The organism is Sphingobium sp. B2D3A, from assembly GCF_025961795.1.
In the GTDB taxonomy this organism is placed as follows: domain Bacteria; phylum Pseudomonadota; class Alphaproteobacteria; order Sphingomonadales; family Sphingomonadaceae; genus Sphingobium.
This window is the reverse complement of record NZ_JAOQOI010000001.1, coordinates 1,940,122-1,961,762: the sequence shown is the minus strand read 5'-3', so window position 1 is coordinate 1,961,762 and position 21,641 is coordinate 1,940,122. Positions and strand designations below refer to the sequence as shown.

At 65.4% G+C, this 21,641-nt stretch carries 18 protein-coding genes and 1 tRNA gene; 9 read left to right on the top strand and 10 right to left on the bottom strand.

The window, feature by feature from the left end; all coding sequences use genetic code 11:
- Nucleotides 1-48: 48 nt before the first annotated feature.
- Entirely contained in the window at nt 49-1,410 is a 1,362-nt protein-coding gene (locus M2337_RS09090) for an exopolysaccharide biosynthesis polyprenyl glycosylphosphotransferase (protein WP_181559278.1), read from the bottom strand.
- Nucleotides 1,411-1,589: 179 nt separating this feature from the next.
- Between M2337_RS09090 and M2337_RS09085 the strand changes: the two genes are divergently transcribed.
- Nucleotides 1,590-2,273 carry a CDP-alcohol phosphatidyltransferase family protein gene (locus M2337_RS09085; RefSeq protein ID WP_264569966.1) on the top strand — a complete coding sequence of 228 codons (684 nt, stop codon included), beginning with the start codon at nt 1,590-1,592 and terminating at the stop codon, nt 2,271-2,273.
- A 27-nt stretch (nt 2,274-2,300) separates the two neighbouring features.
- On the opposite strand, the gene bioB is transcribed toward M2337_RS09085, so the two are convergent.
- From bioB to M2337_RS09070, 3 genes are read right to left on the bottom strand one after another with little or no spacing between them, the layout of a single operon-like run.
- Nucleotides 2,301-3,332 (bottom strand): biotin synthase BioB, encoded by a 1,032-nt coding sequence (bioB, locus tag M2337_RS09080; protein WP_264569965.1) that lies wholly within the window; start codon nt 3,330-3,332, stop codon nt 2,301-2,303.
- Nucleotides 3,333-3,348: 16 nt separating this feature from the next.
- A complete protein-coding gene (locus M2337_RS09075; RefSeq protein ID WP_264569964.1) occupies nt 3,349-4,167 on the bottom strand; it encodes a heme-dependent oxidative N-demethylase family protein in 819 nt (272 codons plus the stop codon).
- Between the two features lie 31 nt (nt 4,168-4,198).
- On the bottom strand, nt 4,199-5,473 hold the full coding sequence (locus tag M2337_RS09070) for an O-acetylhomoserine aminocarboxypropyltransferase (protein ID WP_264569963.1): 1,275 nt from the start codon (nt 5,471-5,473) through the stop codon (nt 4,199-4,201).
- A 187-nt stretch (nt 5,474-5,660) separates the two neighbouring features.
- Here M2337_RS09070 and M2337_RS09065 point away from each other — a divergent pair, with 187 nt between their 5' ends.
- The gene (locus M2337_RS09065) at nt 5,661-6,086 is read left to right on the top strand and encodes a DOPA 4,5-dioxygenase family protein (RefSeq protein WP_264569962.1); all 426 of its coding nucleotides are present in this window, start codon (nt 5,661-5,663) and stop codon (nt 6,084-6,086) included.
- 91 nt (nt 6,087-6,177) lie between these two features.
- Here the strand turns inward: M2337_RS09065 and M2337_RS09060 are convergent.
- Nucleotides 6,178-6,252 (bottom strand) — tRNA-Val (locus M2337_RS09060).
- 53 nt (nt 6,253-6,305) lie between these two features.
- Nucleotides 6,306-6,683, bottom strand: coding sequence for a cell cycle two-component system response regulator CpdR (gene cpdR, locus M2337_RS09055; protein ID WP_181561372.1), 378 nt, complete (start codon nt 6,681-6,683; stop codon nt 6,306-6,308).
- A gap of 210 nt (nt 6,684-6,893) precedes the next feature.
- On the opposite strand from cpdR, the gene M2337_RS09050 reads away from it, so the two are divergent.
- A complete protein-coding gene (locus M2337_RS09050) occupies nt 6,894-7,727 on the top strand; it encodes an N-formylglutamate amidohydrolase (protein WP_264569961.1) in 834 nt (277 codons plus the stop codon).
- Nucleotides 7,728-7,985: 258 nt separating this feature from the next.
- On the opposite strand, the gene M2337_RS09045 is transcribed toward M2337_RS09050, so the two are convergent.
- Both M2337_RS09045 and M2337_RS09040 read right to left on the bottom strand, forming a co-directional pair.
- Nucleotides 7,986-8,765: a SapC family protein gene (locus tag M2337_RS09045; protein WP_264569960.1), complete on the bottom strand. Its 780-nt coding sequence runs from the start codon at nt 8,763-8,765 to the stop codon at nt 7,986-7,988.
- Between the two features lie 86 nt (nt 8,766-8,851).
- Complete coding sequence (locus M2337_RS09040) at nt 8,852-10,291, bottom strand: FAD-binding oxidoreductase (protein ID WP_264569959.1); 1,440 nt, start codon at nt 10,289-10,291, stop codon at nt 8,852-8,854.
- Between the two features lie 260 nt (nt 10,292-10,551).
- Between M2337_RS09040 and M2337_RS09035 the strand changes: the two genes are divergently transcribed.
- The 6 genes from M2337_RS09035 to M2337_RS09010 all read left to right on the top strand — a co-directional run bounded on the left by M2337_RS09035 (nt 10,552) and on the right by M2337_RS09010 (nt 19,630).
- Nucleotides 10,552-10,983 carry a hypothetical protein gene (locus M2337_RS09035; protein WP_264569958.1) on the top strand — a complete coding sequence of 144 codons (432 nt, stop codon included), beginning with the start codon at nt 10,552-10,554 and terminating at the stop codon, nt 10,981-10,983.
- Nucleotides 10,984-11,186: 203 nt separating this feature from the next.
- Complete coding sequence (locus M2337_RS09030; protein WP_264569957.1) at nt 11,187-13,364, top strand: autotransporter assembly complex protein TamA; 2,178 nt, start codon at nt 11,187-11,189, stop codon at nt 13,362-13,364.
- Nucleotides 13,364-17,626: a translocation/assembly module TamB domain-containing protein gene (locus M2337_RS09025; protein WP_264569956.1), complete on the top strand. Its 4,263-nt coding sequence runs from the start codon at nt 13,364-13,366 to the stop codon at nt 17,624-17,626. Before M2337_RS09030 ends, M2337_RS09025 begins: the two co-directional genes overlap by 1 nt.
- Nucleotides 17,626-17,856, top strand: a complete 231-nt coding sequence (locus M2337_RS09020; protein ID WP_264569955.1) for a hypothetical protein — start codon at nt 17,626-17,628, stop codon at nt 17,854-17,856. Before M2337_RS09025 ends, M2337_RS09020 begins: the two co-directional genes overlap by 1 nt.
- The gene (locus tag M2337_RS09015) at nt 17,853-18,944 is read left to right on the top strand and encodes a YihY/virulence factor BrkB family protein (RefSeq protein WP_264569954.1); all 1,092 of its coding nucleotides are present in this window, start codon (nt 17,853-17,855) and stop codon (nt 18,942-18,944) included. Before M2337_RS09020 ends, M2337_RS09015 begins: the two co-directional genes overlap by 4 nt.
- 92 nt (nt 18,945-19,036) lie before the next feature.
- Entirely contained in the window at nt 19,037-19,630 is a 594-nt protein-coding gene (locus M2337_RS09010) for a superoxide dismutase family protein (RefSeq protein ID WP_264569953.1), read from the top strand.
- Between the two features lie 45 nt (nt 19,631-19,675).
- Here M2337_RS09010 and M2337_RS09005 read toward each other — a convergent pair whose 3' ends face one another.
- Nucleotides 19,676-20,266: a PAS domain-containing protein gene (locus M2337_RS09005; protein WP_264572221.1), complete on the bottom strand. Its 591-nt coding sequence runs from the start codon at nt 20,264-20,266 to the stop codon at nt 19,676-19,678.
- Between the two features lie 162 nt (nt 20,267-20,428).
- Nucleotides 20,429-21,439 carry an alpha/beta hydrolase gene (locus M2337_RS09000; protein ID WP_264569952.1) on the bottom strand — a complete coding sequence of 337 codons (1,011 nt, stop codon included), beginning with the start codon at nt 21,437-21,439 and terminating at the stop codon, nt 20,429-20,431.
- Nucleotides 21,440-21,641: the final 202 nt, after the last annotated feature.

The following is a 21,641-nucleotide window of genomic DNA, read 5'->3' as shown; positions in this document are numbered from 1 at the left end:
CCCTTGGCTCCTGCTTTCGCAGGAGCACTGCGACTTAAGCGCCCATCCTCAGAATGCATTATCATGCGCCAGCACCCGCAGCGTCGCGACGATGATCCGCAGGTCCCGCCAGATCGACCAGTTGGTCACATATTCAAGATCGGACTGGAGCCGGTTGATGAGATCCTCATGCCGGTCGGTCGGGCCGCGATGGCCACGCACCTGCGCCAGACCGGTCATGCCCGGCTTGATGCAATGCCGCGCCCAATAGCGCTCATCGACTTCCCAATAGAGGCTCTGCGCCGCCTTGGCTGCCGGGGCATGCGGGCGTGGACCGACGATGCTCATATCGCCTTTCAACACATTGAAAAGCTGCGGCAGCTCATCGATGCTCGTGCGCCGCAGAAAGGCGCCGATGCGGGTCACGCGCGGATCGTCCTTCTCGGTAAGCTTGTCCGCCTTGAGGTCGCTCAGCGCCATATGCATGGTGCGGAACTTGAGGATCATGAACGGCCGCGCATCGCGCCCCAGCCGCTGCTGGCGGAAGAACACCGGCCCCGGCCCCGAGAGCTTCACCGCCAGTGCGCCGAAAATGAGGATCGGCGAGAGCGCCAGGATCGCCGGCACGCAGATCGCCAGATCGAACAGCCGCTTCAACAGCCGGTCGCGGAACAGCAATGGCCCGCCGGCCACCACCAGCGTCGGATGATCGGCAAAGGCGCTCACTTTCGCGGGCACGAACTGGCGCATCTCAGGCACCAGGATTTCTCCCTTGGCGGACAGGGAGGTAAGCGCGATGCGCCAGTCCGCGATCCGCTCGGCGGGGCACGCGACGACCACGCGCTCGGCGCCGCCGACACCATCGGCGAGGCGCTCGGCCATTTTGGCATCCCGCGCCGTGGGATCGAAGCCGATCGCCTGCGCATCCACCCGCCAGGCATCGCGCGGTGTTTCGATCTCGACGCCATCGACCAGCAGCACCGTGATGTGCGGCACCGTGCCGACCAGCCAGATTGCCAGCCTGTCGATCAGCGGCCGCACCGCGATCAGCCCGCCGGCAGACAAAGCCAGGCCGACCATGAAGGTGAGACGCGACAATTGCTCGGCGATCTTGCCGAGGTAGATGATGAACAGGGTCAGCATCACCGCTTGCGCCAGCGACCATACCGCCTTGGCGGCGCTCGCGCGGCGATTGCCGATCATCCTTATCCCGTAGACGCCGCCATGCACGGCAATGAGCACGTAGACCGGCACGATCATCGCCGCCATCACCAGGCCATGCGGCTTGCCCGGCTCGCCGATGAGTGAGCCCAGAACCAGAAGATTCGCCAAAGCAAAGGCCAGCCCGAGCACCAGCATGTCGAGCATGATGCTCAGCAGATAGAGGCGCAGGCGTGCTGCTTCCTTCGACTGCGCTGGTTTGGCTGCCATGGCCGCGCGCTATGCCCCTGCGCGGGGGCCGTCAACGAGATTGTGCGTGGGCGGCGCGGTGGCATCCGTCGCAGTTCCAGCAACATATGTCCCGCGCCGGGGCAGGATTTCGGGATCATCGCTGGAATATCGTGTATGACCCTTTTATGACGGCCGCCCCAGAACGCCGCGGAGAGATGATGCAGCATAGCCCCAACAGACCAGCGCCAGCCGTGAACAGGATTCAAAACAACCTGCTTGCGGCGCCGGAGAGACGTCTGCTGAACTGGCTGTGCAGCATCATGCCCCGCTGGGTCACGCCCGATATGCTCACGACGCTGGGCGTGGTGGGCGGGCTTGCGACCTTCGTCGGCTATGCCGGCAGCAGCTTTGGCGACCAATGGCTGTGGCTGGCCATGGCGGGCTATGTGATGCAGTGGTTCGGCGACTCGCTGGATGGCAGCCTCGCCCGCTATCGCCACATTGAGCGGCCATCCTACGGTTACTTCATCGACCATAGCTGCGACGGGATCGTCACGCTGCTCATTCTGGGTGGCATGGGGTTCAGCCCCTATGTGCGGGTGGATGTCGCGATGTTCGCGGTCGTCGGCTATTTGCTGCTCTCCATCCACGCCTATCTCGCGGCGCGGGTGATGGGTGAGTTCAAGCTCTCCTACGGCATTGCCGGGCCGACGGAGCTGCGCTTCGTGCTGATCGGTATGACCATTGGGATGATGCTCACCGACCCCACCCGGGCACCGGCCATCTCGCCGTTCGACATGATTGTCGGCGGCGTGGGTGTGATTTTCGTGGTGCTGTTCGTCAGCCAGACGCTCGTTGCGGGCCGTCAACTGTCCCGGTCGGACAACGCCCGGCGCGGGTAAACGACGCCGCGCCGAACGGGGCCTGCTTTATTCGGCGGCCTCTTCCAGATGACCATGCGGCGCAGCCTGCATCGCCGCGATGCCGAGCTTGGCGAGCAGCGCGCCATCCTTGTCGTCGCCGGCATTGGGTGTGGTGAGCAGCTTGTCGCCGGTAAAGATACTATTGGCCCCAGCCATGAAGCAGAGCGCCTGACAGGCCTCGCTCATGCTCTCCCGCCCCGCTGAAAGGCGGACCATCGCCTGCGGCATGGCGAGCCGCGCCACCGCCACCGTGCGGACGAACTCGATCTCGTCGATCTTGGCGAGCGGCGTATCGGCGAGCATGTCGCCAAGCACGGTGCCCTTCACCGGCACCAGCGCGTTGATCGGCACGCTCTCCGGATGCGGCATCGTCGCCAGCGCGTGGATAAATCCGATGCGATCCTCGCGCGTCTCGCCCATGCCCACAATGCCACCGCAACAGACGTTGATCCCCGCGGAGCGCACGGCTTCCAGCGTTTCGATCCGGTCGGCAAAGCTGCGCGTCGTGATCACCTCGCCATATTTCTCCGGCGCGGTGTCGATGTTGTGATTGTAATAATCCAGCCCTGCCTCGGCGAGCATCTGGGCCTGACCGGGCGTCAGCATCCCCAGCGTCATGCAGGTTTCCATGCCCATCTCGCGCACGCCCTTCACCATCTCTATGAGCGCGGGCATGTCGCGGTCCTTCGGGTTGCGCCAGGCTGCCCCCATGCAGAAGCGGCCCGAGCCGGCATCCTTGGCCTGGGCGGCGGATTGCAGCACGGCGCGCACGTCCATCAGCTTGGTGGCCTTGAGGCCGGTCTCTGCATGGACGGACTGGTTGCAATAGCCGCAATCCTCTGGGCAGCCGCCGGTCTTGATCGAGAGCAAGGTCGAGAGCTGCACCTCATTGCGCGGATGATTGGCCCGATGCACGCCCTGCGCCTCGTAGAGCAGATCCATGAACGGCAGATCGAACAGCGCGGCGATTTCCTCGCGCGTCCAGTCGGTGCGGGGGGCGGTAGTCACCGGCGCGGCTGCGGATGAAAGCTGTGTCATAGCCTGCCCCTCTGCCTCAGGCCGAGCCGCTTGAAAAGCTACTCTTGCCATTGGCGGCATCCGCATAGCGCCTGAGCGCATCCGCATAACGCCCGACCAGCCGCCGCGCCTGTTCGTCGGCGGGCATCGCAGCAAGCGCCGCGCTGAGCCGCGCAGGCCATTCTCCCGGCAGATCGCAGAGACGCTCGCGGGCGATGCCGATGGTGAAGAGGATGGCGCCGCTCTCCGGCAGGCGCCTCAGCGTTTGCCGCTCGCAGCGGACGATCAGCGTCTGCCCGGCATTGTCCGGCGTGACATGCGCAAACGCGGCGGCCTCGTCCACGGTCGGGAGATAGCGCCACTCCATAGAAGGCACGATGAACCAGTTGGCCCGCGCGAATATCGGCCCCGCTTTCAAGCTTGCCATGAAGTGATCGACACCGGGCGCCAATTGCTCGGCATAGCCATGGATGGGCGCATGGATCTGCGCCATCGGTCGGCCGATCTTGTCCGCAAGGCGCCAGTCGGTCGGGAAGCCCACCGCAGCGGCGGTAAGGTGCCACGGGTCACCCGGCTCCGCCTGCTGCATGATGCACAGATCTTCCCAGCAGCCGCGCGCGATATCGCCCAGCTCTCCTGAAATGCCGATCATCGCGCCGACCTCGCGGACGGCGCCCTCGGCACCGGGCAGCAGCTGAACCGCATCCGGGTGCGCGTCGAATACCGCCGAGCGGGCGGCGCGGTCGAAGTCCGGCCAGAGCCAGTCCTCCTCCGGCACGCGGCGCAGGCCCATGGTCATCGCCCGGCCCATCCGCGCGGCGCCCATCAGATCGGGCACGGAGAAGCCGAGCGTCATGCCGCCCCGCCTCCGTGCCCTCCTGTCATCCTCAGAGCGCGTCCAGCGCCTGCGCCATGTCCGCGATAATGTCGTCGATATGCTCGATGCCAACCGACACGCGCACCACGTCCGGCCCGGCGCCAGCTGCGACCAGTTCCGCCTCTGACAGCTGGCTATGGGTGGTCGAAGCAGGGTGGATGATCAGCGAACGGGTATCGCCGATATTCGCCAGGTGGCTGAACAGCTTGACGCCGGAGACGAGCTTGATGCCAGCCTCGCGCCCACCCTTCACGCCGAAGGTGAACACGGCGCCGCCCTTGCCGCCCAGATAACGCTGCGCGAGCGCATGATAGGGATCGTCCGGCAGACCGGCATAGCGCACCCACTCCACCTTGGGATGCTTCTGGAGCCACTGCGCCAGCGCCAGCGCGTTATCGCAATGCCGCTCCATGCGCAGCGACAGGGTTTCCATGCCGGTGAGCGCGAGGAAGGCATTCATCGGCGCCAGCGCCGGCCCCAGATCGCGCAGGCCCAGCACCCGGCAGGCGATGATGAAGGCAATCGGTCCCACCGCGTCGCTGAGCACCGCGCCGTGATAGGAGTCGTTGGGCTGGGTCAGCGCCGGGAACTTGCCGGACTTCACCCAATCGAACTTGCCAGCGTCCACAATCACGCCGCCGATGGAATTGCCATGGCCGTTGAGGAACTTGGTGACCGAATGCACCACGATATCCGCGCCATGCTCGATGGGGCGGCAAAGCACCGGCGTCGCCAGCGTGTTGTCCACGATCAGCGGAATGCCGGCGTCATGCGCGATCTTCGCGATCGCCTCGATATCCTGCACCACGCCGCCGGGATTGGCGAGGCTCTCGATGAACACGGCGCGCGTGCGGTCCGTGATCGCCGCAGCGATATTGGCCGGATCATCCGCATCCACGAAGGTCGAGCCCCAGCTCATCTTCTTGAAGCTGTGGCCGATCTGGTTGAGCGAGCCGCCATACAGCTTCTTGGCCGCGACGATGTGATCGCCGGCTTCGAGCAGCGTGTGGAACGCCAGGAACTGCGCGGCATGACCCGAGGCCACGGCCAGCGCGGCGGCACCGCCCTCAAGCGCGGCAATCTTGCCTTCCAGCGCGCCGTTGGTGGGGTTCATGATTCGCGTGTAGATGTTGCCGAACTCCTGCAGCGCGAACAGGCGCGCGGCGTGATCAGCATCGTCGAACACATAGGATGCGGTCTGGTAGATCGGCGTGATCCGCGCCTTGGTCGTCGGGTCGGGCTCGGTTCCGGCGTGGACAGCGAGGGTATCGATCTTCTGGCTCACGGGATTGCTCTCCTTTGTATTGCGCGAAGCGTGACCGACAGCGGCATGGACCGCCATACAGAAAGGCTCCTTAGCGCCTCACCGGCGCAAAGCCTACCGCCAGCGCGTGCCCGCAGACCGATGATCCTCCACCTGCTTGCAGAGATCGCTCCCGATCGCCAACTAGGCACCACAAACAGGACACGCCATGCACATCCAGGACCCCACGCCCCGCCAGATCGCCGAGATCGGCAGCTATCACGCGCATATTTATTATGATGCCGCGACGCGCCCGGTGGCGGAGCGCCTGCGCGCGGGCTTGTCCGATCGATTTTCCGTTCGGCTGGGGCGCTGGCACGATCGGCTGGTCGGGCCGCACACGCAATCCATGTTCCAGATCGCCTTCGCCTGCAGCCTGTTCGACACGCTGGTGCCCTGGCTGATGCTCAACCACGGCGGACTGAGCATCCTCATTCATCCCAATACGCTGAACCAGCGGCGCGATCATCTTGAGGACGCGCTGTGGATCGGCACCCCGCAGGCGATCCTGGGAGACCGTCTGCCGACCGAGGGCGCAGAGCCGAATGATGTCGGTGAGATCAATTCCGCGCCCGTCGCCGGAGTCACCATCTAGCGAGGCAGCATTCCTGTCGCAGCGCCTCTCGGAGCGGCGCGACAAGCATAGAAAAACCCCGCCAAGTCGTTGAACCTGGCGGGGTTTTCCATGGTGGGCGTGGCAAGGATTGAACTTGCGACCCCTGCGATGTCAACACAGTGCTCTACCACTGAGCTACACGCCCACTTGAGAGGAGAGGCCCTTACGCAACGCACGAGGGCGGCGCAAGCGCAAATATCAGAGAAGGTTCTCCGCGCTGGTGCGATTGAACATGCGATCAACCTCCATCACCAGATCGCGCAAGTGAAACGGCTTGGAGAGAACCTTGGCTTCCGGCGCGACGCGCCCCGCGCGTAGGGTCACCGCCGCAAAGCCGGTGATGAACATCACGCGCGTATGTGGGGAGACGGAGGCGACATGCTGGGCCAGCTCGATGCCGTCCATTTCCGGCATCACGATATCGGTCAGCAGCAGATCGAAATGCTCGGCCTCGATGATCGGCACCGCCGCCGTGCCCCGGTCCACCGCCACGACCTCATAGCCGGAGCGTTCGAGCGCACGAACGAGATACTGCCGCATCGAGTCATCGTCTTCCGCCAACAAAATGCGAAACATGCGCGTGCCGAAGCCTCCGGGATACTCGTCGATCACACCGCCATAAAGCCTGATAGGCCTTGGCGTCACCCCTTGCTTTATGCGAAAAGCGATTAAGAATTTCCATCAGTTGCGGCCAATTGCGGAAAATTTCGCAGCCGCAAGCCCCCCTGTGGAGGACCATTGCGACCCAAGCCTGCCCGGAGTCACGACGCATTTCATCACTACGGCGTGGCCGGTGATCGCGGCCCTCTGGTGTTCGCCGTCCCTCATGCAGGGCGGGATTATTCCCCCGCCCTGCTCGCGCGGGCCCGCGTCTCGCAAAAGGCGTTGCAGGGGCTGGAGGACCGCTATGCCGATCTGCTGGTGGAAAGGCTCATCGAGCAAAGCCATCATGTGCTGATCGCGCGCCAGCCCCGCGCCCTGATCGATCTCAATCGCGACGAGCGGGAAGTCGATCTGCAAGGCATCCAGGGGGCGCCATGGAGCTTTCGTGGCCAAAGCAGCGCAAAATTGCGCGGTGGTCTGGGGCTGATCCCCGAGCGGCTGGCGGCGACGGGCGGTCTCTGGCGCGATCCCTTGCCCTACGCCGCCCTGTGCCAGCATATCGAGCAGGTCCACCGCCCCTACCACGCCGCGCTGGCGGCTGCGCTTGACGTGACGCGCCGGCGCTATGGCATCGCGTTGCTGCTCGACATTCATTCCATGCCGCCGCTCAAGGCAACCACAACCGACATGCCGACTCCGCGCGTGGTGATCGGCGACCGATTCGGGCGGAGCGCAACGGATCGGCTGACCGACCTGTGTGCGGACGTCATTCGCCGGCACCGGCTGCCGGTGGCGATCAACGCGCCCTATGCCGGTAACCATATTCTCGAGCGACATGGCCGGCCCGAGCGGGACGTTCACGCCATTCAGATCGAATTCGATCGGTCGCTCTATCTGGATGCGACAATGGCCGAACCCGGCCCTGGCCTTGCCGATGTGCAGGCCCTTCTCGTGACATTGGCCGAGCATCTCTCGCGCGAGCTGATTGACTTTGCCCGGCCGCTTGCGGCCGAATAGCGCAGCCCGAGCCATTTCCGTTTAACCATAAAAAACCACCCCGTGCGATGCACAGGGTGGCCCAGGTTCAGGGAGGAGACGTCCCGAAAGGGCGGGACGCCCACGCAACGGCTCGAAAGGGGGAACAAGCCATTACGTATTTTGAAGTTAAGGCACGGCCCGAGCCTTTTCAAGCCCGGGCCGCAAGAGGTAGATGATTTTTTCAACTTATCGCCTCGCCCCGCCGAAAAAATGGATCGGCTGGGCGAGCGGCGCGATTTAGCTGATCTGGTAAGCCGGCACCGGGCCGAGGCCGAGGGCGCGCTGAGCGAAGAACAGCTCACGCATGCCCTGCAGCGAGAACAGATGCGCATGGATGAGCGGAAGCGCACCGCTCTGGTTGAACTTGCGCAGCTGATCGCCGCGCAGCTCGCGCAGCTTTTCCTCGTTGACCATCTGGAAGCCGCGATAAACGAAGGGCTGCTCCTGATCGGAAATCTGGATGCTCAGCTCGCCGTCCATCAGAAGCTCCTGCTCCTGCAGTTCCTTGACGAACTGGCCGGTGCGCATCGCAGCTTCCTCAAACTGCTGGCAGAAAGCGAGCAGTTCCTTGGTCAGCTCGCTGGCCTCGGCATTTTCGATGAGCGGACGACCGTCCTCATACTCCCCGACGATTTCGCTGGTCGGATCGAAGCACAGCGACAGCTCGTCGGAATCCGGACGCAGGCGCACCAGCATCCAGGGGTAGCGACGGATATAGGCCGGAACATAGCCGTCCTCGCGGCGCAGCTTGCCCTCGCTATTGACCAGCGTGTTGACGCCCTCGTTGAGGCCCATCAGCGCCAGCGGCACGGGATTGGGGCCGCTGGAGAAGACGATCGGCAGGAAACGCTGGGCCTGCGCGAACTCGTCGAGCGTCAGCGGGACGGCGTGGACGCCCACGATATGCGGCGCGGTGTCATAGTTGCGCAGCGTGTACTTGCCGTGCTGCTCCACGTTGAGCGGCACCAGGTCGTTATAAAGCAGAGGCAAATTCTGGGCTTGTGGCGCGCTGGCCATGACATCGGTCTCCTGAAACGGACATGGATCAGCCCGTTCCCGATGGGCCGGCTGAATGACGCCCGGCCATAAAGGGCCGCTCGGGCCTAGGCAAGGGGCACAAGCTTGCCGGGATTGAATAGGCCCTGTGGATCGAACGCCCGCTTGATGGCCCGCACCGCATTCAGCTGGGCCGGTGGCGTAAGGCGCGCAAACTCCGCGATCTTCATCTGGCCGATCCCATGCTCAGCCGAGATCGATCCGTGCATCGCGACGACGATGTCGTTGACGAAGCGTGTCGCCTCTTCCCCGTGCGTGCCGAGCCAGTCTGCCCCCTGCCCCGGGCCAGTGCCGGCCGGCGCGCGGACATGGAAATGCACATTGCCATCGCCGAGGTGCCCGAAGGACGAAGCCGTCGCCCCCGGGAACCGCGCCTCGCACGCCGCTGCCGCCTCGATCATGAAGCGGGGCATGTCCGCAATCGGCACGCTCACATCGAACTGCAGCGCGGGGCCTTGCGCCCGCTCCGCCTCCGATCCGCTTTCCCGCAGTTTCCAGAATGCCTCAGCCTGCGCCTCGCTGGCGGCGATGGCTGCATCGACGACCAGACCTTGTTCGAAGGCCTCGGCCAGAGCGGCCTCCAGTCGGGCAGCCGCGCTCTCTTCCTCATCGGCCGCGTCCAGATCCACCTCGATCAGCGCGTTCCACGGCGTCCGGGTCTCGATGGGCGCGCGGGTATCGGGGATCACATCGAGCACATGGCCGAGCGTGTCGCGCGCCATCACCTCGAACCCCTCGACGACGGACCCGAGGCGCCGTTCGAGAAATCGCAACAGCGCCAGCGCCTGCGCGGGGTCTTCCACGCCGGCCCAAGCCACGGCCCGATCGGCAATCGCGGGCACCAGACGGAGGCTCGCGGCCGTCACGATCCCCAGCGTTCCTTCCGCCCCGATAAGCAGTTGCTTGAGATCGTAACCCCGATTGTCCTTCTTGAGCGCGGCAATCCCATCGTGGATCGAGCCATCCGGCAGCACCGCCTCGATGCCCTCCACCAGCGCGCGCATCGTCCCGTGCCGCAGCACCTGCGTCCCGCCGGCATTGGTGGAGACCAGCCCGCCCACGGTCGCCGATCCCTTGGCCCCCAGGCTCAGCGGAAACCGCCGACCCACCGCCGCTGCCGCCTCATGCAGCGTCGAGAGAATGACGCCCGCTTCGCACACGGCGAGATTGGCGGCAGGATCGATCGCGCGAATCCGGTTCATCGCGCGGAGCGAAAGGATGAGGGCGCTGCCATCGGCCGGGGGCGTCGCGCCGCCGACCATGGAGGTATTCCCGCCCTGCGGCACCAAAGCGACGCCATGATCGTGCGCGCAACGGACCATCGCGGCCACCTCCTGCGTAGAGCGGGGCGTCAAAATGGCCGCCGTCTCGCCATGATATTTGCCACGCCAGTCTCCCAGCCAGGGCACGATCAGATCGCGATCCTCTATCAGGCCACGGGGACCAGCAATCGCACGAAAGGCGTCCAGAACTGTCTCGGAGATCATGCCCGCCTATATGCCCGCTGCGCCGCCGCATGGCCACCATCTGCGCGCAAAAATGCTTGCGAAGCGCGCGCCTTCGTTGTTGATCATACAATTAATCGGCTGTTCAAGCGGTAAGGGTTAGGGCATTTTCCTCCCCTGGGGTCAGTTCATTGCCAGCATCGTCGCCAACCATTTTGCTGCCGCTCCTGCTTTTGGGAGCATCGCAGGCCGTAGAGGCCGAGCAGCGCGTGGCGGCCCCGGAGATGAGCGGGATAGCGCGCATGGAACAGGTGCAGCTCGCCCAGCTCTCCATCGAACAGCGAGTGATCATCCGCATCCCGACGATGCCGGCGCAACCCCGGACAGCCGCACCGGCGCCGCCGGTGATCCAGTGGAAGGAAGGCCGCGGCCCGCGTTGCCTGCCGCTCAACCTGATCCGCGCGGCGGTGGTGACGCATGCCGATGGCGTGACGATGGTGGTGAGCAACACCGAGCGCTACCGCGCCCATCTGGGGCGGGCCTGCCGGGCGGCGGACTTCTATTCCGGCTTCTACATCTCGCCCGACAAGGATGGGGTGCTGTGCGCCGGGCGGGACATGCTGCATGCTCGCAATGGCTCTGCCTGTGAGATCGAGCGCTTCTCCCGCCTCACGCCCCAGGTCGTGCACGCCGAGCCTGACGACGAGCCAAGGCGCGCGCGGTCTGACCGATAACTGCCGACAAGCGGGGCAGAATTTCGCGTCCCGCGTTCGAGGCCAGAAACCATATCGCCGCCGCAGCATTATCATGACGGGGAGCCTCAAGGCTCGCGGACGTCGCGTCAATCGCGACAGGGGAGCCGTCGTTGCGACTAAGATTACTGAAGGCAGGTTTGGAGCCAAGCACGCAGAACTTTGGAAAAGCCTGGCGTGGAAGCTTGCTGGCGAGTGCCGGGATGCTGTGCCTGCTCGCCCATCCCGCACAGGCCCAGACCCCAGCGACCGAGCAGACGCAGCCGACGCGGAGTTCAGACGGGGCTCCTGTTGAGCCGATCATTTCAGACGAAGAGTTCGACGCCAGCATTCCGCCGATCGATGAAAGCGCGCCCCTTGGCAGCGTTCAGGCATGGGAAGCCGAGGCAGACCGGCGCGCGGCCAGCACCGGGCGCGATGCCAGCGTGAGCGCCGAGCCGACCGCCAGCGAACAATCGACGGCGGATGAGGGCCTGCCTGCTCCGCCGGAACTGGATGAAGAGCTCGACCGGCCTCTCACCCCGCTCAACGCCTTCGATGTCGAAACCTTCGACGAGAGCCAGTATACCGAGGCTGACGAGGGGCCCGCCCCTTCGCTGCGCTACAGCTACAAGATCGAGGGTCTCTCAGCGCTGGACGGTGCCGGCCCGGTGCTGCCCGTCGATGGCAAGGACATTGTCAGCCAGTTCAAGTCGCTCTCCGCGCTCGAGGATGGCGATGGCAAGGCGGACAATGGCGCCATGATCAATGCCCGGCTGGAGGAAGACCAGAAATTGCTGGTCGATATCCTCTCCTCGCAGGGCTTTTTCGATGCCACGGTGCGGGGCTCGCTGGAGCTTCCCGAGCAGGACAGCAAGGGGCCGATTACGGTCATCCTGCAGGCCACGCCCGGCCCGCGCTATCATCTGGGCGAGATCCGGTTCGATGCGCCGCCAGTACAGCCCGAGGACCTCATTACGCGCGCCTTCCGGCCCCGCAGCGGCGACCCCATCGTGGCCGAACGCATTCTCGGCGCGGAAGCCAATATCGCCGTGACCTTGCCCGAGAACGGCTATCCGTTCGTGAATGTCGGCCAGCGCGATATCGTGCTCGATCCGGAAACGGAGGCCGGCGACTACACGCTGCCGATCACCCCCGGCCCGCGCAGCAGCTTCGGCGACATCGTGGTCGAGGGCGAGAAGCCGGTGTTCGAGGCGGACCATATCCAGAAGATCGCCCGCTTCCGCAAAGGGGAGTTGTATGACAGCCGCAAGATCGATGATCTGCGTCAGGCGCTGATCGCTACCGGCCTGCTCTCCGTGGGATCCGTGACGCCCCGCCCGAGCGGCGAGCCCGCCGGCGACGGCACCGACTATGCGACCCTCATCGTCAATCAGGAGGCCGGCCCCGCCCGCACCCTCGCCGCCCAAGCCGGATATGGCACGGGCCAGGGCGTCAAGGTCGAGGGGAGCTGGACGCACCGGAACATGTTCCCACCCGAGGGCGCGCTCATTGTTCAGGGCACGGCCGGCACATTGGAGCAAGGCCTCGGCGTCTCCTTCCGTCGCTCGAATGCCGGCAAGCGGGACCGCAGCGTGGAACTGGGCATCGATGCGCGCCACAGCAATTTCGACGCGTTCGAGGCGTTCACGGGCCGTCTTTATGGCCGCATCGCCTACGAAAGCACGCCCATCTGGCAGAAGCGGCTGACCTACAATTTCGGCTTCGAGCTGCTCGGCTCGAACGAGCAGGATTATAATTTCGACGCCGGTGAGCTGCGCCGGCGGACCTATTATGTCGCGGCGCTGCCCGGTCAGGTGACGTTCGACACATCCAACTCCCTGCTCGACCCGACCCGTGGCTTCCGGATCTCCGCCTGGCTCTCGCCGGAGGCATCGCTCGGCAGCGGCGCGCAGACCTACGCCCGCGCCCTGCTGGAAGGCACGGGCTACTATCCCGTCTCGGACGGCTTCGTGCTGGCCGGCCGCGCGCGCGTCGGTATGATCGGCGGCGCGGCGCGTGAGCAGATCGCACCCTCGCGGCGCTTCTACGGCGGCGGCGGCGGATCGGTGCGCGGCTTTGGCTATCAGGAACTCGGCCCCAAAGACCCCGATGCCCGCCCCATCGGCGGTCGCAGCCTCGTCGAGGCCGCGGCGGAAGTGCGCTATCGCTTCGGCGATTATGGCATTGTCGGCTTCATCGATGGTGGGCAGGTCTACACCAGCCAGGTGCCACGCTTTGACGACTGGCGCTTCGGCGTCGGCATAGGCGGGCGCTTCTACACCAATTTCGGCCCGATGCGGCTCGATGTCGCAACGCCGATCAACCGCCAGCCGGGAGAATCCCGTATCTCCGTCTACGTCTCCATCGGGCAGGCTTTCTGATGGCTGATCCGACCCCACCCCCCGCGCCGATCGCCTCGGATATGCCGGAAGAGACGACTGCCGACACCGTGATCGTCCGCCGCCGGAATTGGCCGCGCCGCGTGCTGATCGGCCTTGGGGCGCTGCTCGCCTTGCTGCTGGCCGTCATCATTGGCGGCTATGCCTGGCTGAACAGTGACAGTGGGCGGGGGTTCGTCACCCGCCAGATCACCGGACTCAAGTTCGAGAACGGCATGTCGATCGGCATTGGGCGGATCGATGGCTCGATCTTCGGCGCCATGCGTCTGCGCAACGTAGAGGTGCGGGATACAAAGGGCGTATTCCTGAGCGCGCCGCTCATCGAGATGGACTGGCGGCCGCTCGCCTATGCGCGCAGCCATGTCGACATCCGCTCCCTGTTGATCCCCGCCGCCCGGCTGTATCACTCGCCGGAATTCAAGCCGACGCCATCCAGCGATGGGCCGCTGCTGCCCGATCTCGACATTGACGTGAACCGGCTCGACATTGGCCGCCTGCAGATCGACACCCCGGTGACCGGCCGCAAGCACCTGCTCGGCCTCGCCGGTACGGTCCACATTGCGGACCGCCGCGCGCGAATCAAGGCGGACGGGCGCGCCATTGTGGCGCCGGGCGTTGCGGGTGGTGACAGGCTGGCGCTGCTGCTCGACGCGGTACCGGAATCCAACCGCCTGGCGGTCGATCTGCGCGTGACCGCCCCGGCGCAGGGCTTGCTGGCGAGCTACACCGGCATCGCCGAGCCGACAGCCATCGCGCTGGCGGGCAAGGGTGACTGGCAGAGCTGGAGTGGCAAGCTGACGGGCCGCATGGGCAGCGAAAGCCTTGCCAATGTCGCGATCACGGGCCGCGACGGCACCTTCACGGTGCGCGGCCCCTTGCGGCCCGGCCTGTTCCTCACCGGCCCGGCTCGCAACATGCTCGAGCCGGTAACGCAGATCGACATGACCGCTGCCCTCGCAGACCGCCGCGCCCAGATTCGTGGCGGCCTGGCCAGCGACAACTTCACCTTCGGCGCCCAGGGCCTCATCGATCTGGGCGCCAGCCGCATGGAGAATCTCGATCTCGCCTTCCGGCTCACCAAGCCCAGCGTGATCGCCGAAAACCTGCGCGGCGCGGACATCGCCCTGAACGCCACGCTCAACGGCGCCTTCGTTGCCCCCACGATCCGCTATGGCGTGAACGCCCGCCAGATTGGCTTCGGCGCCACGCTGATCGAAGGCCTCGCCGTCTCGGGCAGCGCGACGCTGGACAAGGACCGCTGGATGATCCCCGTCGAGGGACGCGCCCAGCGGATCAGCGGCGTCAATGCCAGCATCGAGCCACTGCTCACCAATGTCAGCCTGGACGGCGACCTGGCTTATGCCAATGGCCGCATTCTCTCGGACAATATGCGGCTGCGGTCTGACCGCATCGATGCCACTGCGGTGATCGTGGCCGACCTCAACACCGCGCTCTACACAGGCGCCCTCAATGGCCGGGTGAATGGCTATCAGGTCGAGAGCGTGGGCATCTTCAACCTTCAAACCGACATGGACCTCAAAACCGGCCAGAACGGTTCTTTCCGCCTCGGCGGCCGCGTCACGGCGCGCTCGACACGCCTGCTGAACGACGGGCTGCAAAACTTCCTTGGCGGCAACGCATTGATCGTTGCGGATGTCGGCTATGACAGCAATGGCGTGGCCAGCGTCGAGCGGCTGAACGTCTCGGCACCGCAGTTTCGTATGACCGGCGCGCGCGGTCGCTACGGCGCTGATGGCAGCGTGCGCTTCTCCGGGCGCGGAAGCTCGGATCAATATGGCCCGGTGGGCGTCGAGGTCACAGGCACGGTCAATCGGCCGCTGGTCCGGCTGGCAGCCGAGCGGCCGGGCCTTGGCATCGGCCTCGCCAATGTAACGGCGACCGTGCGGGGCGACAACGGCACCTATCTGGTGCAGGGCGAAGGCGCCTCCGACTACGGTCCGCTGGACCTCAATCTGGCTGTAATGACTGCGCGCGGACCTTTGACCGTCGATGTGCGCCAGGGCACGAGCTTCGGCGGCGTCGGCCTCTCCGGGCGCGTCTCGCAAAGCCGCGCCGGCCCGTTCGAGGGCACATTGCTGGCCGATGGGTCCGGCATCAATGGGCGGGTTGCGCTTTCCGCGCAGGGCCCCGTGCAGCGCGCGCTGGTAGATGCCACCGCGCGCAACGCCAGCCTGCCCGGCAAGGCCGGCCTTACTGTGGAGCAGGCGCTCATCAAGGCGGACATTCTGTTGACCGAGCAGCCGCAGGTCGTTGCCGATGCGCAGCTTGCCGGCACGCGGATGGGCGATCTCACCATCGCGGTCGCGCGCGGCACGCTGAACTATCGCGACGGGGGCGGTCAGGCGAAGCTGCTGGTCGAGGGGCGCACGCGCTATCCGTTCCGCCTGGCTGCCAACGCCCGCATGGCGCGGGACCTGTGGCAGCTCGCGCTGGACGGTCGCTTCAACGGCGTCGACGTCAAGACAAGCTCGCCGATGCGCATCGTGCCATCGAACGGACGCTATACGCTCGCCCCGACGCGGCTCACGGTCGGCGGAGGCACCTTGCACCTTGCCGGCCATTATGGTGACGGCATGGCCGTGCAGGCGCGGATGCAGGATCTCAACCTCGCCATCGCCAACCCCTTCATGCCCGGCCTTGGCCTGGGCGGAAAGGCCACCGGCAGTCTCGATTTCACCCAAGCCAGCGAGACGGCCTTCCCTGCCGCCGACGCCCGCCTGACGATCAACGATTTCACCCGCACCAGCCTCGCGGCCGTCTCCGAGCCGGTCGATATCCAGTTCGCCGGCCGGCTGATCCCGCAAGGTGGTGAGGCGAATGCGCTCATCCGCCGGCGCGGTGCCGCGATCGGCCGGATGAAGGTCAGCCTCCAGCCGCTCGGGCCGGGCGCCGGCAGCTGGTCGACCCGCCTGCTCGCCGCGCCTCTGTCGGGCGGCTTGCGCTACAACGGGCCGGCCGACGTGCTCTTCTCACTCGCCGCGCTGCCAGACCAGAGCCTCAAGGGTCCGGTCGGTGTCGCAGCCGATTTCAGCGGACGGGTCCGGTCGCCGCAACTCACGGGTGTCGTGCGGGCCAGCAACCTCACCTATGAGAACACCAGCTACGGCACCCGCCTCACCAACATGGCCGTGCGCGGGCGCTTCACCAACGACCGGCTGGAGGTCGAGAGCCTCACTGCCAATGCCGGCAATGGCACGGTCAGCGCCGGCGGATCGGTCTCGCTCAATTCCGATCAGGGCTTCCCCATCCAGCTCGGCATCGACATGAACAACGCGCAGCTGGCGCGTAGCGATGGCCTGCAGGCGCGGGCGACCGGCCAGATCCAGGTCGTCAACGGCCCCAATCAGCCGCCGACGATCACCGGCCGCCTCACCCTGCCCGAGACGCGCTATCGCATCGTCTTCCAGGGCAGCGCGGAAATCCCGACGCTAACCGGCGTGCGGCGCAAGCCGACACTCAAGCGGGAGCGCATCTCCGGCGCGCCCGAGCCAATGAAGACCATCCCCTCTGACTGGCGGCTGGACCTGCGCGTGCAGGCGGATAACCAGATCTATGTGAGCGGCATGGGCCTTGAGTCCGAATGGGCGGCGGATTTGCGCGTCGCTGGCACCAGCGCGGCCCCGCAGATCACCGGCGGCGTCAACCTCGTGCGCGGAACGCTGGGCTTCGCCGGGCGCTCCTTCGAGCTTCAGCAAGGCCGGATCACCTTCAGCGGGCCGGAGATGACCAACCCGCAGCTGCGCATCGTCGCGAGCGGCGAGGTCGAGGACGTGACGATCACCATCACGATCACTGGCAATGCGCAGGACCCGCAGATCGCGTTCACCTCGACGCCCAGCTTGCCGCAGGACGAGCTGATGGCGCGCATCCTGTTCGGCAATTCGGTGGGCGAGCTGAGCGCCATCCAGGCCGTGCAGCTGGCCGCCTCGCTCAACTCGCTGCGCGGCGGCTCGGGCGGCCTCAATCCGCTTGGCGTGCTGCAATCGGCGGGTGGCATCGACCGGCTGCGTCTGCTGGGTGCCGACGAGGAAACAGGCCGGGGCACTTCGCTCGCCGTGGGGCAGTACATCAGCAACGATGTCTATGTGGAGATCATCACCGATGCGCGCGGCCATACCGCCACGCAGCTGGAAATCAGCCTCTCGAAAGCGCTCTCGGTGCTGAGTTCGGTCAGCAACTTCGGGGGATCCGGGGTGAACCTGCGCTACCGGAAGGATTATTGATGCGCGCGGTAACGATCCTGGCGATGCTGGCAGCGCTCGGGCTGGCGGGGTGCAGCAAGGAGCCGAGCTTCGATGAGCGCTACGCTACCGAATCCAACCGGATCGAGGGCATGGCGGCCAATATGCAGGCGCAGCTCGACGAGCAACTCAATGCCTCTGCCGCGGCCGGCCGCCTCGCCGTCCCCATCGATGAAAATGATGTGGCCGACAACGCCACGGCCCAACCATGACCAGCCAGACCGACACCGACCAGGACAAGGAGGACCGCCCGATCTCTGCCCAGGAACTCGAGGTGCTTGCCGAAGAAATCCCCGGCGCAAAGGGCGATTCGCCGCTCTCTCTGCCGCCCAAAGCGTGGTGGGCGATCCTCAAGCGCATCTACGTGATGATCGGCTTCCATAATCTCAGCCTGCTCGCCGCCGGGGTCGCTTTCTTCTCCTTCCTTGCTTTCGTGCCGCTCATCGCCTCGATTGTTCTGCTTTACGGCCTCATCGGCGATCCGCAGATCGTCGCCAGCAACGTGAACCTTCTGCGCGGCTTCGTGCCGCCGGAGGTGCTCACCATCCTGGAAGAGCAGCTTCTCGCCATTGTGACGACCAGCAAGGCAGCACAGGGCTTCGGCCTGGTGCTGGCCCTAGCCTTTTCGATCTATGGCGCCATGCGCTCGGCGACGGCGATGATCGCGGCCCTCAACATCATTTATGAAGAGCATGAGACGCGCAATTTCTTCCGGACCACTGGCGTGGCCGCCGGCATCACCGTCGGCATGGTCGCGGTGGGTGTGATCGGCACCTTGGCGATCTCGCTGTTCACTTATGCCGGGCGCGTGCTCTCCGATTATATCGGCAGCGGTTCGGCGCTGATCATCCAGTTCGCGACCTGGATCTTCGCGGGCCTTTTGATCAGCCTGACCTTCGCCGTGTTCTATCGCTATGCGCCGGACCGCAGAGCCGCGAAATGGCGCTGGCTCTCTGTGGGGTCGGTGCTCTCCACCCTGCTGTGGGTGGGGATCACGCTGGGCTTCGGCTTCTACGTCGCCAATCTGACCAATTATAACGCGACCTATGGCTCGCTTGCCGCCGTCGTCATCTTCCTCATGTGGCTGTTCCTCTCCGCCTTTGCGGTGCTGATCGGCGCTGAGGTCAACAGCGAGATGGAGCGGCAGACGATGGTCGATTCCACCATCGGGCCGGATCGCCCGATCGGCCATCGCGGCGCGGTGATGGCAGACAATCTGGCGGTCAATGATGCCAGCCGCATATTGCTCGAAAAGAAGCGGCGGCGCGACGCCGATCGGGCCGCCAACAAGGCGCATTGAGCGGGGTCGCCGGGGACGCTGCCAATCTTTTCGGGAACGATCCGCTTCCCTCTCGTGTTCGCTCTATATCCGTAAGCAATGGGAGTAATGCCGTGACTGCAAGGATTTACGCCGTGGCCGCAATCTTCACGCTGGGTTTGGCAGCCTGTAGCAGCCCCGATCACACGCAGAACAACGCCGTGCCGGCCGATAATGTTGCCGACAATGCCATGATGGGCAATGCCACGGGCAATATGGCGAGCGGCGAAAGCGCCACCGCGACCCTGCAGACGGCGCAGGGCGCGCCGGCCGGCACCGCGACCATCCGCGCCATGGATGGCGGCTTGCAGATCATGCTCGCCCTGCAGGGCCTGCCTTCAGGGAGCAAGGGTGTCCATGTGCATATGACCGGCAAGTGCGATGCGCCCGACTTCACCACGGCGGGCGGTCACTGGAATCCTGCCAGCACCAAACATGGTCTGGAGAACCCGCAGGGTCAGCATGCCGGCGACATGCCGAACATCGACATTGGCGAGGATGGCCGGGGTACGCTCGAATACACGCTCAAGGGCGCCACGATGGCCGGCTTGATGGACACCGATGGCTCGGCGATCGTCGTGCATGAAGGCACGGACGACCAGCGCACCGATCCGTCTGGCGATAGCGGCGGGCGCATTGCGTGCGGCGTCTTCCAAGCGGGCGCCTGACCGCGCGTTTAGGTGATTTTCTCGAAGCCGGGGCTGATCGCGAGATCAGTAACCGGCTTCGACAGCCAGTCGGATGGCATCCGCTCCGGTTCGGACGCCCAGCGCCTGAAACAGCGCGGCGCGGTGCATTTTCACGGTCCGCTCACTGAGACCAAGGTCGAATGCGATCTGCTTGTTGAGCTTTCCGGCAGACATCAGCACCAGGATTCGCCTTTGCCGTTCGGTGAGTGCCGAGACGCGTGCGGTGGCCATGCCCTTGCGGCTGTCCGGCCCGGCGGATGCCACGGCCGCAACCTCGACCTGAGACCCCAGAAAATATTCCAGCCCGCCATCGGTGTCGAACATCGGCGCGATCATCACCGCATTGCGGAACGGCGAGCCATCCTTGCGATAATTGGTGATCTCCACAATAGCCGGCTTCTTCTGCCGGATAGCCGAGCGCAGCAATTCGCTTGATGCGGCTTCCGTTTCGGCCCCGTGCAGGAAGCGGCAATTCCGCCCGAGAATTTCCGCGCGGCTATAGCCGGTAAGACGCAGAAACGCCTCATTGCAGGCGATGATGGGATTATCGGGCAGCCGGGGATTGCTGATCACCGCTGCGGTCGAACTGGCATCGATGATGTCGCTTATCGCCATGCCAACAGCGATATCAAAAGCGGTACGCACCGCCAAGGTCCGGCGGGAGAATGGCGGTGTCCGAGCGCGTTTTCTTGCGCGGCTGCATGGCAGCCATGGCTCTCCGGCCCCCTCGCCCCCGGCCCCTCCTCTGAAGAAGAGGGAATAAGCTGTGAGCCTTCCTCAGCCCTCCGGCCGGGCGTGCCGATCCAGAAAGGCTACGAAAAGCCCCAGCCACTGGCGGACCGGCAGTTGCGGCCAGCCCAGCCCGAAGCCGTGGCCGCCTTCCTCGAAGAAATGCGCCTCCACCGGCCGCCCCGCGACACGCAGCGCCTGCAGCATCTCCAGACTGTTTGAGGGCGGCACCGCCGGATCGTCGAGCGCGTGCATCAAGAACGTGGGCGGCGTCTGCGGCCCGACATGGGCGGCCGGCGAGCGCCGGGCGACCGATGCGGGGTCGGGCTTCTCGCCCAGCAGATATTTGCGCGAATCCGCGTGGGTATCCGGCATGCGCATGCTGATGACCGGATAGATCAGCCCGGCAGTGCGCGGCCTCGCATCGAGCCGGTCGATGGCATCGCGCGGGGCGTAAACCGGCTGCGCGAAATCGGTGATGAGCGTCGCCGCCAGATGCCCGCCGGCCGAGAAGCCCAGCACCGACACCTGATCGGGATCGATGCCGTAGGTTCCGACCATCGACTTGATGAGGCGCATGGCGCGCTGCGCATCCTGCAGCGGCACGTCGAACCGGTTGGTCCAGCCCTCCCCCGGCAGCCGGTGGACGAGGACGAATACCGTATACCCCTGCGCCGCAAGCGCCTGCCCGACCTCCGCCCCTTCATTGTCGATGGAAATGAAAATGTAAGCACCGCCGGGAATGACCAGCACCGCACGGCCATTGGACTTGGCCGGACGGAAGACGCGCAGATAGGGCTTGTCGACATTGTGCATGAAGACCGGCGGCGCCTTGTCCATCGGCAGAGGACGTGCAGAAAAGCCGCTCTCGGGCGGCGCGCCCGTCCACAGGTCGATGGTCGGCGCGGCAGTCCAGGAAGGCGGAATGACGCGAGGCGGCATCCCGGCTGGCGGCTGGGCAGCGGCGATCGGCACGCTTGCTGCACCGGCCACCGCTGCCGCGATCCCCGCTGCCGCCAGAAAGCCCCTGCGATCCAGTGCGCCGTCTTCCTTCGCCATCAGTCCTGTCCCATCATCGTCGCCGGCTGAGCCGGCTTATGTTCACATCGCCGCAGACACTAGCGGTAATCGATTGCATTGCAAGCCGCCCGGCTAGTGCGAGCCGCCCGGCAAATCTGCCGACGCTGAGCCAATCGACATTCCGAAAGCAATCGATTACAGCCATGCCCTCATTCGCCGCGCGTTTGCTGCGGAATGATAA